Genomic DNA, 15,405 nt, shown 5'->3' on the forward strand with positions numbered 1-15,405 from the left:
GAAAAAGCAGCAAGGAAAACGAGTTGTTATGTCCGGTGAACCAATTGCTGAAACAATGCGGTGAGTTGCGCTTCATCCCTGGCGCCCTGGTGCTGATCGATTACCTTACCCTGTGCATCAATGATAAATGAGGTGGGCGTACCGCTAACCTGATAACGCTCTTTAGTAATGCCTAACTGATCGCGCACCACCGGATAGGTCACCCTGTGGTGCGCCAGCATAGCGGAGATATCCACGCCATCCGGATCGGTGTTCACCGCGACCACGACCACTTTATCGCCATATTGCTGGCTTAGTTTCTCCAACGCCCCCATTTCAACCATGCACCCGCCACAGCCAGACGACCAGAAATTCAGATAGACGCTTTTACCCTGCCAGCGAGACAGATCCACCTGCTGTCCTGTCAGATCGTAGGCGGCCAGCGCGGGTGCTTGCGCCCCTACGCTAACCTGTTCTTCCTTACAACCGCTCAGGGCCACCGCCCCAAGCAGGCAAAGCGCCGTAATACCGTTACGCCATTTCATGATGATTCACCTCTTCACCAAAATACTTACCGTGTTGCAGACGAATAATACGGTCAGCAAACCGCCCCAGATCTGGGTTATGCGTCACCATAACGATGGTTCGCCCCTGTCGATGCAGATCGTTGAGCAGATCCAGCACGCGCTGTTCGTTCTCTTCGTCCAGGTTCCCCGTCGGTTCATCGGCGAAAATCACCGGAGGCTCGTTCACCAACGCACGGGCGATACACACACGCTGCTGTTCACCGCCGGAAAGCTGGCTTGGTAAGTGATTCATACGATGCGCCAAACCAACCTGATCCAGCACGCGCTGCGCCGCCGCTTCATCGACCACGCTGTGGTAATGCTGCGCTAACATCACGTTCTCTAACGCCGTTAGAAACGGGATAAGGTGGAACTGTTGAAAAACCAGCCCGATTTTATCGGCACGAAATTGACGCCGTCCTTCTTCATCGAGGGCGGCGGCATCGATGCCATCCAGCAATACTTGGCCTTCGCTCACCGTATCCAGGCAGGTGAGGATGTTCATTAGCGTGGTTTTACCGGAACCGGATGCCCCCATAATGGCGACAAACTCACCGCGTGCGATACGAATGTTGATATTATCCAGCGCCGTAACCTGGCCAAAGCGCTTATAGAGTTGGCGCGTTTCAATCACCGCCTCCGTTGCCTGCCCGCTGTCCCGATCGTTTATCGCTACCGACATCGCACTATTCTCCTTTCAAAACTTTGGCCGGTTCGACATAAATCGCCCGCCGGGTGGGGACTACCGCTGCTACGGCAGCGACCAGTAAAGACAGCACCAGCGTAAGCGGGAACACCGGCAAGCGCAGCGAAATCGTGGCATTGAATACCGCCATGCCCAATACCTGGGCCAGCAGATACCCGAGCAGTGAACCACACACGACCGCGGCGAGCGCGATGATGCCGGTTTCCGCCAGCATCTGCCGAATAATGTCGCGTCCGCTCGCACCCAGCGCCTTTTGTAAGGCAAATTCACGCGCGCGTTCGCCGACAATCGCCATCAGCGTGGTATTCACACACAGTGACGAAAGCACCAGAATCACCGCCGACACCAGCCCCATCAACCCTTTAATTTTATCCAATACCTGGCCTTCCGATGCGGATACTTTAAGGATTGGACGAATCTCCAATTGCGGATACTGTTGCTGAAGTTGAGATGCAAAACGATCGACCTGCCCTAAATCGTTGGTGACGCTCAGCAGCGCATTACTGATTACGCCATCTTTATGCAGCCACTTTTGCGCCAATTCCAGATTGACGATTAGCATGCTATCCGTCGCCTCGCCAGATTCCACGACGCCTTTAATCTGTAATCGCTGTTTCGCACCGTCACTAACCAACGTGATGCTATCGCCGACGTGAACATTAAGGCGTTCCGCCAACTTCACGCCGATCATCGCGTTGCGGTCATCGAAACTTACCCCAATCCAGCCGCCTTTAACCTGCCAGTACGGTACCAACTGGCGTAACGACTCAAACCTGACGCCCATCAGCACGACTTTCTCCAGTTCCGTGCGCGCCATGCCGTACAGGTAAGGACTGGCGGCATTGATTAGCCCCGCAGGCGCGTTAGCAATAATCGGCTGAAAAGTGCTTAGCGGGATCGTATTGCCGCGCGCCGGGCCAATGTAGAAATTCGCACCGAATGTGCGCAGTTCCTGGCTCATTTTTGCGTTAATGTCGAAATAGACCGCCGACATCGCCGTTACAATCGCCGCGCCAACCATCAGCGCGGCAAACACCACGCTAACGCGTTGCATCCGCAACCGTAGCGCGCGGAATACCAGGCGCCAAAACATGCTGTCCGTCCATCCTTTAACGGCCATAGAGCACCTCTACCGGATAGAGCCGGGCGATACGCCGCGCCGGGAACCATGTTCCAATAATGGCAATCAACATAGAAATCACCAGCACGCACGGGATAACAATCCAGGCAAAGCTTAACGGGACGTCAAACAACATCAATCCAATCGCTTTCGCCAGCCCCCATCCAGCGACGCAACCGGCAATACCGCCAGCCAAACCACTCAGCGCCGCTTCAAGATAAAACAGCAGCATAATCTGCCATTGCCGTGCCCCTAACGCCTTCATCAGCCCAATTTCTTTGGCACGTTCCATGATTGTGCTGGTCATTAACGACGCAATACCCATCGCCGAGGCAATTAACGCAGCAAATGTCACCACCGCCAAAAGCAGTTGGATCTTATCAATCACCACACCTTCCGAGGCCGCGACCTGCCAGATAGGACGCACCACCGCACCGGAAATCGCTTCTTCTAGCTGGTGCGCAATCGAAGAAACATAGGCGGTGCAATACCACAGGTCATACTCTTCGGCATTCAACGCTTCCAGATTTTCCCGCGCGCGTCGTGACAGCTCATTTTCCGGTACGGTCAGCGCCGACACGCGAATGGCCTGAATTTTCCCTGCCAACCCTAACAGCGACTGTACCGTCGCCAACGGCATCACCAGTCGGTTTTCTTCATCACCGCCGCTACTGAGGATACCGCTCACCTCAACGGTGGCATCGCCTTTTGCGCCGTGCAGCATGAGTTTATCGCCAACGCGCCACCCCATTTGAGTGGCCAGTTGTTTTCCTACCAGCGTTTGCGCCGCGGATAGTGCCGTCACGGGTTCCTGCGGCCATTGCCCCGCAACTTGCCAGTATGGGCTGACGGTGAGCTGCCCAGTGCGATAGTCCTCTTCATCGGGTACGGCGACGGGCTGCGAGAAGAACGTGCCGAGTACGGAAATCGGCTGCCCATTGATCTCGACATCACCACTCAGTAACGGAGCAAAGCCAACAATATTATTGCGCCAGAAGATATCCTTGATATTCGGCAGTTCGGCTTCATCCAGGAAATCCTGCCCTTCCAATGGATTACTGCGTTCGCCAAATAGCGCGGGCAACGCCGCCTGACCGGCGGGCTCGATCAAAATATTCGCGCCATAGGATTTCATCTCGCGCGCCATTTTATCGCCGATATCAATGGAGACCGCCAGCAGCGCGGAGATCAACCCCGCGGCCAGAAACACGGTCAATACCGCCAGTGATTTACGCCGAATATTTCTACGCCAGGACTGGCGCAACAATCGCCACAGCATAATTAGTGCTCCTCTGCCGCTTCGCTCGCCGCCGCTTTGCCCGTGACAAAGTCAGCGGGGCTTTCACGGAAACGGTTATAGTTGGCTTCCGACGAAAAGAAGTACGTTTTGCCGCCGTAGCGATAGTGGTGTTCGGCGCTCAGATTGGTGAGTTTCGAGCCATCAACGGGGTCGATAACCTCCAGCGCCACGACAGTCGAGAAGTAGTTAGTGCCCGCTGCCAGCGAAGCGCGACCGATCACCAATTCTTTCTCATCGCTACGCCAGCCCTCAATCGGCACCGGGTTACAACCACCAGCCTTACCGATAGAGGGAATGAAAATATGTACACCGCAGGCGACACAGATCACCTGATTCCCTTCCATCACATAACCCTGATCGCCGCACAGCAGGCAGGCGTCAAACACCACGCCTAAACGCAGGCGGTCAGGATAACGATTAATGACAAAAAAGCGCACCGCCTTGCCATCATCAGCAATCCACACGAAACGGTGCAACTTGCCATCACGCACTTGCTCAATAGGGATGTGTACGTTGCCATCGGCGGCCAGCGTCACGGGCTGAGCTTCTGATAGGCGCGGCGGCTGCGAGGCGATTTTATCCCAATAGAGTTGGGCGCAGACGACAACCAGCAGCGCCGATACCGTCGCCAGTAGAGTGCGGCGCACATTACGATAACCCGCCGTCGCTTTACGTTTTTTAATCGCCTCGTGTGCGGCCTGCATGTCGCGGCGAGCATGCCACAGTGGCCAAGCCAAACTGGCGGCTACAATGAGCATGACGAAGGCACTGAGGTAGTTTAATAAGTACGCGCTATTGGTCACGTGCGCGACATAACTTAGACGGGGTTTAGTTAGCCCCAGTACCTGTAATTTCATTAATAGGAGTAAAAGACTGCCGCTTATTGGCAACAGCAAAAGGACGACCAGCAGCATCAACAACGGCCAACGCAAAGGACGAATGCGGCGTACAATCATGCCACATAGCGCAGAACAAAATACCAGCCAGCCAAACGCCACGACGACGGCGCTGAAATTAAGCAGCAGATCGGTGTTAACCACATGGATAGTCGTTAGTGCGCTCAAATTGGGGTTATTGCCCCACAATACCGCAGCGCCCGCGACCAGTACCGCTTGCCAGAGATACCCCATACGCGGGTGAGAAAAGCACTGGCCGATCAGAAACACGATTAAGGCGATCGCCTGTAGTACCGTAAACCCAAGTAGAAACGCTTGCCCCTGAGGAAAATGAACGCCAATGAGCGTACCGACAATCAGCGCCAGCAGTGTGACCCAGGCCAGCGGCCTAATCTCTGGCGTCGGGCGATGACTCCAATTCAGCCCCAGCAACAACGCGATCGGAAGGAAAGATTGGAGGGTCGTGATAAAGAAATAACTCATATATCTGGCATCTTTCTGGTTGCAGGCATATCGACTGGCGTGATATCTGGTGATGTCACGTGGCCACAAATCTCCGCCCCGTGGGCCGTGATAACGCCGTCGCGGAAGCGTAAAAACGTCCGCGACAGAACATCGCGGACAGAAGATCTTATTCTAAGCCGACATATTTGAAATCAAAGCTGACATCAAACGGTTTCCACCAGCGGCTCACACCGGTTTCACCATCGGTGTGGCGGTGCATACCGGCTTTGGACGGCGGATCGATGTGGTATGTCACTTTGTAATTACCCACGCCCATCATTTTGATATTCGCGCCATAGTGCGGGCCATCGCTGGCGACCATCGGCATGAAAGTGCCTTCCTGTTTCGCCCCGGTATCCGTGTTGGTCAAGGTATAAGCGATCGTCAGGTACGGCATCCACTCACCAGCACCAAAACCATTCTTATTCCCTTCAGTCGCGTGAATGTCAGCTTCCAGATGGATGTCTGCTTTCGCGGCTGGCAGCCCCATGCCACGGGGTTCCATGTCAATAGGTTGCAGGTATACAGCGGCGATTTCCAATTCGTTCATGGAAACAGGCTCGCCTGCGGGGTATTCTTTAAACGCCAGCGCGGCCGGCGCGGTGAAAATACCGGTGATAACAGCTGCTGCAATCAGACTTTTTTGCATATTCATCAAACCCATCCTCATTATTTCTGTCGTTCCCCTGCTTATTTCGCTAAGCGCCAGGGCATTATGGTTATGTTTGCTTTTATTGCCTTTATTGCTTTCAGTATTCATTAATGTTGCGTGTCTTATGTGCTCAGGCGTCAGAAGTCCTGCGCCGCATCACCCACAGCGCGATTAATGCCGCCACCACTAATATTCCTTGCGGCACCAGCGTTTCCACATAAGGATAAATACCCAATCCGCTGATTTCCGGCGCACCGATGACCAGCGTCGGTTCAAACAGTTTGCCTTCAATCAGCTCCAGCACGCCTTTACCCGCAAAGACAAATGCCATCAAATACATAAAGCAACCGGTAAACATGAAGAAGGGTTTAAGGGGCAACTTAACAATGGTGTAACGCATCAGGAGATAGGCGATGAGTAAGATCACACAACCAATGACAAACCCAGCCAGAATAGAGAAGTGCCCAGCCGTATTGCTGGCATCCCCTACCAGCGCGTAATAGAACAACACCGTCTCCGCCCCCTCGCGATACACGGCCAGAAAACTGGTCAACCACAGACCAATCATGGATCCGCTGTTTAGCGAGTGGGACAATTTGCCTTCCAGATAAGCCTTCCAGTGCCGAGCTTCAACTTTCGACAAAAGCCAATAGCTCATGAAGAACAGCATTACCACAGCAATCAGCATCGTAATACCCTCCAACAATTCACGGCTGGCGCCAGAGTTCGTGAACACCAGTTGGAAGATAACGGCCGTAATCACGCTGCACAGCAGCGCGACATACACTGACTGGCGAATCAGCGACAGTTTGTCCTGCTGGTTGTTTTTCACCAGATAGGCCACGATGGCCGCCACTATCAGTAACGCTTCCAGCCCCTCACGCACAATAATCATCAGGCTGTACAGCAACAGGCTCCAGTGCGTTTCACCACCGTCGCCTAACATGGTGACCGCCTTGGTCAATTCCTGCTGCAACGCGTCGGCCTGCCCTTGCAACTGCTCGACAGGTTGTTTAGCGCTCATCAGACTCACCAACCGCGTGAAATACCCTTCCAGCGTCGATTTGAAGGCCGCGTCGCGAGAGCCGATTTTGTTCTCCATTCCGGTGGCTTCGAACAGATCGAAATAGGCATCCTGCACCGCCAGAATAGCGGGTTTATTTTCACCCTCTCGGTATTGTGCTATCGCGGCGGCAATGGCCTGATTAATATCGTCAGCCACTTTCGCCCAGTTGGCGTCAGGCACATCATCGGCCCCGGCGTTACCTTCGGGCGTTAATTGCTGGCTGTCACGCGTTGTCGGTAACCCCGGCAATACATCTTCAATGTCCTGTAATAGCGTGGTGACCTGGTAAGCGACTTCCGTTAGATGATCGGGCTGACCCGTTAACGCAATCAACGCGGAGAATTGTTGATTGATTGACGCCGCCTGCTGTGCGGATCGGTTCTGCCTGACCGACATTTCCATTTCTGAGTTTTTAAAACCCTGATAATGGGCTTGCTGTACGCTCTGACTGGCTTTTTGGTATTCGCCAGCCTGATACTCGCTTACGGCCTGCGCCAATTGGTCATCAATGATTCGGAAGCTTTGCTGCCAGTATGGCGCGATGTCCGCATTGTCGTAAGCGCCATGCTGCTCTTCGGCAACCAGCTTATGCCCGCCCTCAAGAACAGGAAGCACGGCATCCAGTTCGCGTTTTAACCATGAAATTTTTGCCTGTACTTCGGCTAGCGGTTTTCCAGCGCCAATCATGCGGCGGATTTCACCGAATGTAGCTTCTAACTGATAACTTTTCTGCGCTGAAATGTTAATGCGGATGGGGCCTTCGAGGTTTTCAAAAACCTCGAAATAGGCCATTTGGACTTCGGTACGGGCGTCGCTTGTTTTTTGCTCTTGATAGAGCTGCGCCGTTTTATCCAGCCGGTTTTCGATATCCTGAATAAACGATGCGTAATCTGTTGCCGCAACCGCCACAGAACAACTAAACAACCAACACAGCAATAAAAGTGTTTTTCGCCAGATGGACATAAGTTTATGAGAGAATTTAAATGATATTTATTCTCACTATAACGTCGAATCCATCCTCTTTATTGATTTACATCATGAAAACGGAGGCTATACAAAAAATATTCTGTAAAAAAGTACGTCATGCTTTCTTTTTGCTATAAGGATCGCAATTGCACACACATAACCCTAACAAAAAAGAGAGAATAGACTTATAAAACAATCAATAATATGAATAGGGCCATTGGAAATAACAAAGCAATAATTATGCCATTTATTTTATATTTCGATTGACCATTGGTTATCGTTCAAGATAAAACAGCGTTTATTTACAATACCTCAGGCAGATTTACAGAGCCTCATCCCGACCGAGCAAGTCACTCGCAGAGGCGAACAGGATCATGTCTTTACACGAGAACCTGTCCACCCCATCAGGCATTACCTGCAATAATTTTTCTCGACGCGGGTCATGCCACTCGCGTTGGTTAGAATTTTTCCCACCCCTCCTGAGCCCGAGGCTGTACTGACAGCAGCGGCGTTACTCTTTGCCCCACAGTACGATTCACTGTGGGCGTAACCGCCGTTGGGGTGAATGCCGTCGTCGCATCGTCGTTAGACTCCAAATCAAACACATTCACCATTTCAGACAACTCGCCGCTCTGTTCATCCAACCGCGCCGCCGCTTCAGCCGATTGCATCACCAACTGTGCATTCTGTTGTGTGACGCTATCCATTTCTTGTACTGCCTGGGCAATCTGCCTAATACCGCGCGTTTGCTCGTCCGTAGCCGCCGCAATTTCGCCAATCAGGTCGTTTACATGCGAAATCGCATCGATAATCGCCGTCATCGCCTCACCGGATTGCCGTACCTGATCGGCTCCGGTCGCCACGCGCTCAACAGAGTCAGCAATCAGCGCTTCAATTTCCTTCGCCGCTTGCGCACTACGCTGGGCCAGTGTGCGAACCTCACTGGCTACCACGGCAAACCCGCGGCCTTGTTCTCCGGCTCGCGCCGCCTCAACCGCAGCATTGAGTGCCAAAATGTTAGTTTGGAAAGCAATACTATTAATTACAGAGGTGATATCGGAAATATGTCGTGAACTATCGCTGATTCCGTCCATGGTCTGCATGACGTTGGTGCTGATACTTCCCCCTTTTTGCGCCATGTCCGCTGCCGCTTTCGCCAACTGACGTACCTGATGTACGTGATCGGCGGTTTGTTGTACCGTCGCGCTTATCTCTTCCATACTGGCGGCGGTCTGCTGCAATGCCGCCGCCTGCTGCTCGGTACGGCTGGAAAGATTGTCGTTTCCTTCTTTAATACTCGATGTTCCTTTGTTAATTTCTGTCGTACTTTGCCGGATGAGGGTCACCGTATCGCGCAAACTCTTTTGTAACCGCTTGATATCGGGGATGAGTCGCCCGGCACAGTTTCTACCAAACTCTGCCAGTTCACACCCCAGGCGGCCTGCCGTAAGCTGTGCCAAATGGGATTTCAGTACCGCAATGGGAATAACCAGATAATTTTTCAAATAGTATTCGGTGAAAACCAACACGACGAGGCCAATAATCATTACCGCAATCAGCGCATTGCGATTTTGAGCATTGAGTTCATTAATGCCTGAAATCAATGTCGAAGAGGAAATATCGTCCGCGTAACGCTTAACAGATTCATCCAGTGTCTGACTAAGTGAGGGGTACACGTCGAGATAGAGCTGATGAAATCCCTCATCGTCTTGGCGTTGCAATGCTGCATTCATCGGCTCGATCGCGGTAGTCATCAAGGCGCGCCATGAATTATTTATCGCCTCTACCGTCGCAGGGTTAACGCCAACGTGTTCTGCCGCCTGAAACTTTTCCAGCGAGTCTCTGGTATGACTCAATGTAACTTGCGACAATTCCAATGCCTGTTTGGCTTTTTCCGGCTCATTTCGCTGTAAATACGCCATTGCGCTTTCCATTCGCGTTACCGTTCGCAAATATTGATCGGTTCCATAGACCAGATGAGAATAGGTGTTTCGCTGCATTTCGCTTTTATCCAGCAGGTTTGAAGCCTGCTGTAGCGAGTAAATACTGAATCCTGATGCAATACCCCATGCCACTAACAGAAATACCACGATAGCCAGCACCATTATTTTTATGCTGACGTTTTTTAGAAATTCCATATTTCACTCCGCGACGTTAACGAATATTCCCTGCCCGCATACACTATCGGAAAGGTATCTATTTTTGCCTGATGACGGTGCCGCCCATGACACCGCGCCCTACCCCCACGCGATCTCACTGGCGTTCTGGAATTCCCTGATTCACATTCCCTTAACGGGGAAATTAGAAAAATCAATGAATAGTATCTGTAGTCTTCCTTGCGGTAGTCGTTCCCATGATTTCAATCTGACGATCAATGCCACGTACATCGCCGGACTTGCGACATCACGCGTTAATACCGACAAAAACAGTATAGGCATTAACGGATAAAGAGCATGGATATGCAGTAATGTTATTTACCCGTAAACAAACGCGCTAAAAGGTCGCCGTGCGCAACGTGCCGGACATGACGACGATCAGTAAACGCTTTTCCGTTATCAGCGATTATCAGAGGTTAAAACTGCATCAACGCGCAGTCACAGATATGCAGTGCCTGCGATCCGAGACCCTATATTGGAGAATAAATATGCAGAAAGTGCTTACCGTCTGCCCGTATTGCGGGTCAGGCTGCAAAATTAACCTATTGGTAGAAAACGGCAAAGTCGTCGGCGCGGAAGGTGCAAACGGCGTTACCAACGAAGGTGAACTGTGCCTGAAAGGCTACTATGGTTGGGATTTCCTCAATGATACGAAAATCCTTACGCCGCGTTTGACCAAGCCGCTGATTCGCCGTCAGAAAGGCGCGCCTTTTGAAGCCGTCTCCTGGGATGAAGCCATCGGCTTCGCCAGTTCGCGGCTAAAAGCGATAAAAGAGAAGTACGGCGCCGAATCCATCATGCACACCGGTTCGTCACGCGGCCCAGGCAATGAAACCAATTATGTCATGCAGAAATTCGCCCGTGCCGTTACGGGAAACAATAATGTCGATTGCTGCGCCCGGCTCTGCCACGGCCCATCGGTTGCCGGGCTACAAGTCACGCTGGGCAACGGCGCCATGAGCAATTCTATTTGTGAAATTGAAAAAACCGACTGCATCCTGATTTTTGGCTACAACGCCGCAGATTCACACCCTATCGTGGCGCGCCGAATCCTCAAAGCCAAAGCACGCGGCGCAAAAATCATCGTCTGCGATCCACGCCGTATTGAAACCGCCCGCATCGCCGATCTGTGGCTGCCTTTGAAAAATGGCTCCAACATGGCGCTGGTCAATGCTTTCGCGCATATTCTGATCAACGAAGGCCTCTACGACAAAGCGTATGTCGCCCGCCATACCGAAGGTTTCGAAGAATTCAGTCAGGTTGTTGCCAAATACACGCCGGAATATGTCGCCGATATTACCGGATTGTCACCCAAACTGATTCGCGATGCGATGCGGATGTATGCCGCAGCGCCGAGCGCCACCATTCTATGGGGAATGGGCGTAACGCAATGGGGACAAGGCGTCGATGTCGTCAAGGGGCTTTCCGGCCTCGCGCTGCTGACCGGTAATTTAGGGCGTCCCAACGTGGGTGTCGGCCCCGTGCGTGGGCAGAATAATGTACAAGGGGCCTGCGATATGGGCGCACTGCCCAATATGTTCCCCGGTTATCAAAAAGTGACAGACAAAGCGGTACTGGCAAAATTCGCCAATGCCTGGGGCGTGCCGACACTCTCAGCCAACATTGGCTACTCGCTGACCGATCTCCCGCACAAAATTAAAGAAGGGAAGATTAAAGCCAATTATGTGATGGGCGAAGATCCCCTGCAAACCGAGCCGGATCTGTCTATGTTGCGTGAGGCGTTCAATGAACTTGAGTTGCTCATCGTGCAGGACATCTTTATGACCAAAACGGCGGCCATTGCCGATGTTATTCTACCGGCTACCTCCTGGGGCGAGCATGAAGGCGTCTATACCGCCGCAGATCGGGGATTTCAGCGCTTTTATAAAGCCGTGGAACCGCAGGGCGACGTCAAGCCCGATTGGGAAATCATCAGCCTGATGGCGACCGCTCTCGGTTACCCGATGCACTACAACAACACACAGGAAATCTGGGATGAACTGCGCCAACTCTGTCCGCTGTACTACGGCGCTACCTATGAAAAAATGGCGGGGTTGGGCTATGTCCCGTGGCCATGTCCCACCGAAGACAGCCCAGGAACACCATGGCTATATGCGGGAAATCGCTTCGATCGTCCTGGCGGAAAGGCCCTGTTATCTACCGCGGAATGGCGGCCGCCAATGGAACTGGTTGATGAAGATTATCCCTTAGCGCTGTGTACCGTGCGCGAGGTCGGCCACTACTCCTGCCGTTCCATGACGGGTAACTGCGCCGCGTTACAAACGCTTGCCGATGAGCCCGGTTACGTGCAGGTCAGCCCTTATGATGCCGAACGTTTAGGTATTCGCGATGGGCAACTGGCTTGGATCGCCTCGCGACGCGGCAAGGTAATTTCCCGCGTCGCGGTTAGCGAGCGCATTAATAAGGGCGCCGTCTACATGACTTACCAATGGTGGATCGGTGCGTGCAACGAGTTGACGTTAGATCATCTCGATCCGGTATCCAAAACGCCGGAATACAAACATTGCGCCGTTAGGCTCGACGCCATTGACGATCAGCAGGCGGCGGAAGAATACGTGCAGTTAGCGTATCATCAACTGAAAGATCGGTTACGGAGCGTCGCAGAAAACGTCAACTAACGCGTTTTGCCTGAGTCCCGCTTCTGGTGTAAAGGCTCAGGCACGCCTCAAGATGACGCCTACACAATGGATTATAATAATTAAAAAACTAATTTAACCCTCTGGGGAAACCGATCTGCTTTCCCCATTACGCCTTATTATTGATTCTTTTTTGTTCCATTCATCTCGCGGTTAATTACTATTCTCACGCGCGGTAAGCGCAGCAAACTCGACGTCTTTCGCCATTAATCCCTATTGGCAAAAATATAACAACTTATTGTTTAACCATGAATAAATAAAATATTTCGCCCGCACCCTGGGGCATATTCATGCGTTGAATGCGGTATGACAAAGATCACAATTGCACGACAATTCGTAGAAAAAAAAGGTAAAAAAGGAGAATCGTTGTAATATCTGCGGGCAGAAACAACACGCCAATAATAAATGCGGGTGAATCTCTGGTGTGTTTAGAAAAACACCAGGCCATACACGGCAATAATATGTGTTGTCTGAATCAATTCATCAATATGAGGTTTATATGCAAAGGCAGAAGTTACTTGTACAGATAGTTTTGGCCATCGTCTTGGGGATATTAATCGGCTGGGCGTGCCACCAATATCTTGATGGCGAGCGAGCAAAAGACATTGCGTCTTATTTCAACATGGTTACCGATATCTTCCTACGTCTGATCAAGATGATTATCGCGCCACTGGTCTTCGCGACACTGGTTTCCGGCTTGGCCAGTATGGGGGGTAATTCTTCGGCCGTTGGTCGTATTGGTTTGAAGGCCATGATCTGGTTTGTCAGCGCATCGCTGATCTCCCTGCTTATCGGCATGTTCTTAGCGAATCTTTTCCAGCCCGGCGCAGGCATGAATCTCGACATCCCCGCACAACATGTCGCGACAGGTCTGAATACTGACGGGTTCACGCTCAAAAGTTTCATCAGCCATATCTTCCCGAAGAGCATTGTCGAGGCGATGGCAAACAATGAGATCCTGCAAATTCTGGTGTTCTCACTGTTTTTCGGCTCTGCCCTTGCTTACGTCAAAGGTAAAAACAAACAGGCAACGGCGATCATTTCTATGATCGAAGAGTTGACCAAAGTGATGTTCCGAGTGACTGACTACGTGATGGCGTTGGCTCCCATCGCGGTCTTTGCTGCCATCGCTTCCGCCATAAGCACGCAAGGCCTGGGTCTACTGTACGATTTCGGGAAACTGATCGGAGAATTCTATTTCGGCCTGGCCGTACTATGGTGCGTTTTGTTCCTGGTCGGATATTTGTTCCTGGGGAAAGCCATCGTAACGCTGGCTAAACTGATTCGTGAACCAACGATGCTGGCCTTCGCCACCGCGAGCAGTGAATCAGCCTATCCAAAAACCATGGAAGCACTCACGAAATTCGGCGTGCCGAAAAAAGTCACCAGCTTTGTACTGCCGCTCGGGTATTCGTTTAACCTTGATGGCTCCATGATGTACCAGTCCTTTGCCATCCTGTTTATCGCTCAGGCATACAACATCGATCTGAGTATCACTCAGCAAATTCTGATTCTGCTGACGCTGATGATCACCAGCAAGGGAATGGCGGGCGTCGCGCGTGCCTCTGTTGTCGTGGTTGCCGCCACGCTGCCGATGTTCAGCCTGCCGGAAGCCGGGATTCTGCTGATTATCGGTATCGACCAGTTCCTGGATATGGGGCGTACCGCCACTAACGTTATCGGCAACAGTATCTCTACCGCCGTTGTCGCTAGCCTGGAAAAAGATGTCCATGATGATGAGGAAGAAACGACTGACGAAGTGATGGCCTATCAGGAAACGCTGCAAACGACGCAAAATAGCTAAGCTTGCGCTAATCATGCTTTCTTCTGGCGGCCTGCGGGCCGCCGTTTTTCATGTCGTCAGTCATACCTCCACGTTTACAGGCCGGACGTCGATGACAGGCCTTTCATATAACGCCAGAACTTCTCGGAAGCAACGTTCAGACGCGCATCAAGACGATAAAGATAAACCCCCATGTGAATGACCGCATTTTCCATATCGAGGATGGTTAGCTCGTTATTTTTTAATTCTTCCTGAATCGAATAGTCCGGCAACCAAGCTATGCCATACCCCTTTTTCGTCATGCGTTTAAGCAAGTCGCTCATTGAAGAGACAAAATTAACCGTAAATTTATCGCCAGCGACACCGGATAAATAACGGCTAACCTGACGCCCCATATAACTCGTCTCGGTATAATTGAGTAATGGCACTGACGAAGCGCTCACATCAAATAGCGGTTTTCCTGCGCTGTCGCAGGCACAGACTGGATAAAGACGGGATTCCAATATCTTCTCGTGCATAAAGGGTTCCCCCAGCAAATCCTCATTGTAGAATGAGAAGATGAAGTCGCTACGCCCTTCCTTCAGGTTCAATACCGCCTCATCGACATCGATCGATTCCACATAGAATATTTTTTCCTGTGGATCCGGCACCGCTTTTAACAACTCCGGCATGATAAACACGGACAGCGAGTGAGCGGCCGCAATGGTGATCTTATTTTTATAGCTGTCCCCGCCGTGCAATTTATTAAGCTGATATTCCAAATCGTCCAGCGTATTGCGAATATAGGCATGAAAAACCCGCCCTTGTTCGGTTAGCTGTAGCGGCAGCGCGCTACGATCGAAGATGTCAAACCCTATCGCTGCTTCCAACGCCTGAATTCGTCGGCTAAATGAAGATTGAGAAATATTCCGCTTCTCAGCCGCCAGCGTAAAACTTCGATGCTCTTCCAGCACGATAAAGTCATAAAGCCATTTGGTTTCGATATTATTTAGCATCGCCTTGCCCTCGCGCGCGAGCCTTCCGTGCCCTATTTTCTCTTTCCCCTGCCAGGGTC

At 51.7% G+C, this 15,405-nt stretch carries 12 protein-coding genes; 3 read left to right on the plus strand and 9 right to left on the minus strand.

All coding sequences use genetic code 11. The features are described from left to right. Positions 1-26 precede the first annotated feature (26 nt). The 8 genes from RFN81_RS11290 to RFN81_RS11325 all read right to left on the minus strand — a co-directional run bounded on the left by RFN81_RS11290 (position 27) and on the right by RFN81_RS11325 (position 9,893). Complete coding sequence (locus RFN81_RS11290; protein WP_264495941.1) at positions 27-524, minus strand: TlpA family protein disulfide reductase; 498 nt, start codon at positions 522-524, stop codon at positions 27-29. Beyond that, positions 511-1,227, minus strand: coding sequence for an ABC transporter ATP-binding protein (locus RFN81_RS11295; RefSeq protein ID WP_264495942.1), 717 nt, complete (start codon positions 1,225-1,227; stop codon positions 511-513). The genes RFN81_RS11290 and RFN81_RS11295 overlap by 14 nt, the downstream gene beginning before the upstream one ends. Positions 1,228-1,231: 4 nt before the next feature. Continuing rightward, positions 1,232-2,371, minus strand: a complete 1,140-nt coding sequence (locus tag RFN81_RS11300; protein WP_319800176.1) for an ABC transporter permease — start codon at positions 2,369-2,371, stop codon at positions 1,232-1,234. Beyond that, positions 2,361-3,650 carry an ABC transporter permease gene (locus RFN81_RS11305; RefSeq protein ID WP_264495944.1) on the minus strand — a complete coding sequence of 430 codons (1,290 nt, stop codon included), beginning with the start codon at positions 3,648-3,650 and terminating at the stop codon, positions 2,361-2,363. Before RFN81_RS11305 ends, RFN81_RS11300 begins: the two co-directional genes overlap by 11 nt. 2 nt (positions 3,651-3,652) lie before the next feature. After that, positions 3,653-5,050, minus strand: coding sequence for a Fe-S-containing protein (locus RFN81_RS11310; protein WP_264495945.1), 1,398 nt, complete (start codon positions 5,048-5,050; stop codon positions 3,653-3,655). A gap of 148 nt (positions 5,051-5,198) precedes the next feature. Beyond that, a complete protein-coding gene (locus tag RFN81_RS11315) occupies positions 5,199-5,726 on the minus strand; it encodes an iron transporter (protein ID WP_264495946.1) in 528 nt (175 codons plus the stop codon). Positions 5,727-5,853: 127 nt separating this feature from the next. Continuing rightward, positions 5,854-7,752 carry an FTR1 family iron permease gene (locus tag RFN81_RS11320; protein WP_264495947.1) on the minus strand — a complete coding sequence of 633 codons (1,899 nt, stop codon included), beginning with the start codon at positions 7,750-7,752 and terminating at the stop codon, positions 5,854-5,856. A gap of 461 nt (positions 7,753-8,213) precedes the next feature. After that, positions 8,214-9,893: a methyl-accepting chemotaxis protein gene (locus RFN81_RS11325; protein ID WP_264495948.1), complete on the minus strand. Its 1,680-nt coding sequence runs from the start codon at positions 9,891-9,893 to the stop codon at positions 8,214-8,216. 64 nt (positions 9,894-9,957) lie between these two features. On the opposite strand from RFN81_RS11325, the gene RFN81_RS11330 reads away from it, so the two are divergent. From RFN81_RS11330 to RFN81_RS11340, 3 genes are all read left to right on the plus strand, one after another. Continuing rightward, positions 9,958-10,203, plus strand: coding sequence for a hypothetical protein (locus RFN81_RS11330; protein WP_264495949.1), 246 nt, complete (start codon positions 9,958-9,960; stop codon positions 10,201-10,203). 196 nt (positions 10,204-10,399) lie between these two features. After that, positions 10,400-12,550, plus strand: a complete 2,151-nt coding sequence (gene fdhF, locus RFN81_RS11335) for a formate dehydrogenase subunit alpha (RefSeq protein ID WP_264495950.1) — start codon at positions 10,400-10,402, stop codon at positions 12,548-12,550. 517 nt (positions 12,551-13,067) lie between these two features. Beyond that, on the plus strand, positions 13,068-14,372 hold the full coding sequence (locus tag RFN81_RS11340) for a dicarboxylate/amino acid:cation symporter (protein WP_264495951.1): 1,305 nt from the start codon (positions 13,068-13,070) through the stop codon (positions 14,370-14,372). 74 nt (positions 14,373-14,446) lie between these two features. On the opposite strand, the gene hypT is transcribed toward RFN81_RS11340, so the two are convergent. Then, complete coding sequence (gene hypT / locus RFN81_RS11345) at positions 14,447-15,346, minus strand: hypochlorite stress DNA-binding transcriptional regulator HypT (RefSeq protein ID WP_264495952.1); 900 nt, start codon at positions 15,344-15,346, stop codon at positions 14,447-14,449. Between the last annotated feature and the right edge of the window lie 59 nt (positions 15,347-15,405).

The sequence above is a fragment of the Pectobacterium cacticida genome (assembly GCF_036885195.1).
Classification (GTDB): Bacteria; Pseudomonadota; Gammaproteobacteria; order Enterobacterales; family Enterobacteriaceae; genus Pectobacterium; species Pectobacterium cacticida.

What these genes read in the sequence shown, in the direction of transcription:
- RFN81_RS11325 (WP_264495948.1), bottom strand. Translation starts at nt 9,893, where the DNA reads ATGGAATTTCTAAAAAACGTCAGCATAAAAATAATGGTGCTGGCTATC.
- RFN81_RS11315 (WP_264495946.1), bottom strand. Translation starts at nt 5,726, where the DNA reads ATGAATATGCAAAAAAGTCTGATTGCAGCAGCTGTTATCACCGGTATT.
- RFN81_RS11290 (WP_264495941.1), bottom strand. Translation starts at nt 524, where the DNA reads ATGAAATGGCGTAACGGTATTACGGCGCTTTGCCTGCTTGGGGCGGTG.
- RFN81_RS11320 (WP_264495947.1), bottom strand. Translation starts at nt 7,752, where the DNA reads ATGTCCATCTGGCGAAAAACACTTTTATTGCTGTGTTGGTTGTTTAGT.
- hypT (WP_264495952.1), bottom strand. Translation starts at nt 15,346, where the DNA reads ATGCTAAATAATATCGAAACCAAATGGCTTTATGACTTTATCGTGCTG.
- RFN81_RS11340 (WP_264495951.1), top strand. Translation starts at nt 13,068, where the DNA reads ATGCAAAGGCAGAAGTTACTTGTACAGATAGTTTTGGCCATCGTCTTG.
- RFN81_RS11300 (WP_319800176.1), bottom strand. Translation starts at nt 2,371, where the DNA reads ATGGCCGTTAAAGGATGGACGGACAGCATGTTTTGGCGCCTGGTATTC.
- fdhF (WP_264495950.1), top strand. Translation starts at nt 10,400, where the DNA reads ATGCAGAAAGTGCTTACCGTCTGCCCGTATTGCGGGTCAGGCTGCAAA.
- RFN81_RS11310 (WP_264495945.1), bottom strand. Translation starts at nt 5,050, where the DNA reads ATGAGTTATTTCTTTATCACGACCCTCCAATCTTTCCTTCCGATCGCG.
- RFN81_RS11295 (WP_264495942.1), bottom strand. Translation starts at nt 1,227, where the DNA reads ATGTCGGTAGCGATAAACGATCGGGACAGCGGGCAGGCAACGGAGGCG.
- RFN81_RS11305 (WP_264495944.1), bottom strand. Translation starts at nt 3,650, where the DNA reads ATGCTGTGGCGATTGTTGCGCCAGTCCTGGCGTAGAAATATTCGGCGT.